This is a genomic window from Streptomyces alanosinicus, from assembly GCF_014650595.1.
Taxonomy (GTDB): Bacteria; Actinomycetota; Actinomycetes; order Streptomycetales; family Streptomycetaceae; genus Streptomyces; species Streptomyces alanosinicus.
This window is the reverse complement of record NZ_BMVG01000142.1, coordinates 1-1,132: the sequence shown is the minus strand read 5'-3', so window position 1 is coordinate 1,132 and position 1,132 is coordinate 1. Positions and strand designations below refer to the sequence as shown.

Here is a 1,132-nt window from a genome sequence, read left to right as displayed (position 1 = left end):
ATGGCCTGTGGTGCGACGAGGACTTCGCCGACTGGTACCCGCGCGACGGGCGGCCGGGTCCCTCTCCCGCTCAGCCGGCCACCGTCTGTGTGCTGCAATTCGTACTCGGTCTGCCGGACCGGCAGGCCGCCGAGGCGGTTCGCTGCCGCATTGATTTCAGGTACGCGCCGGCCATGGAGCTGGACGACCCCGGCTTCCATCACAGCGTGCCGGCCGACTTCCGGGACCGTCTCACCGAGGACGGCCGGGCCGACCGCCTTCTCGACCTGGCGCTGGCCCGCCTGAAGGAAGCCGGGCTGGTGCGCGAGCGCACCACGCAGCGCACCGATTCCACCCACGTCCTGGCCGCGGTGCGGGACCTGACGCGCCTGGAGCTGGTCACCCGGGGCGGTCCGTGCGGCACTGGAAGAAGTCGCCGGCATCTCTCCTCACCTGCTGGACGGGCTGGTCGATGAGGACTGGGGCCGCCGCTACGGCCGTCCGGTTCGCCTGGGCAAGAACCCCACCAAGCCCAAGACCAGAATCCTCGCCACCGGCGACGACGCCGTCAGGCTCCTGGAGCACCTCCACCGGCACGGAGCGGACCGTGCGTCGGGCCCTCGTGTCCAGGCCCTGCGCCAGATCATGGTGCACAACCACCACCGCGACGCCGCGGGCCGCCTGCGCCGGCGCACTGCCGAGACGGAAGGCGGGCCCGGACTGCCGCCCTCCTCCCGGGCGGTCGTCTCGCCCGACGACACGTCGGCCCGCTACGCACGCCACGGACACATCATCAGCTGGAAGGGGTTCACCGCCCGTCTGACCGAGACCTGTGCTCCCGACGGCCCCGACGTGATCACGGACGTTGCCACCACCGCGGCCACGACCCACGACAGCCAGGTCCTGCCCGGCATCCACACCCGCCTCGCCTGCCGCGGACTGCTCCCAGCCGAGCACCTGGTCGACGCCGGTCACACCTCCCTGCCCCACCTGGAACAAGCCGCCCGCGAACACCAGGTCACCGTCTCCGGGCCGCTGAAGAGCAACCCCGCCCGCCAGCACCGTCAGAACGAGGGCTTCGCCCGGGACGACTTCCACATCGACTACGACAATCAGCAGGTCACCTGCCCCCAGGGACAGGTCAGCGCGGGCT

The 1,132-nt window shown here is 71.5% G+C and carries 1 protein-coding gene and 1 pseudogene; both read left to right on the top strand.

The window, feature by feature from the left end:
• A partial coding sequence (locus IE277_RS48705) for a transposase (RefSeq protein ID WP_229882611.1) occupies nt 1–455 on the top strand: 455 nt, incomplete at its 5' end.
• A 169-nt stretch (nt 456–624) separates the two neighbouring features.
• A pseudogene (locus IE277_RS48700) lies at nt 625–1,132 on the top strand (IS1182 family transposase); the annotation flags it as partial.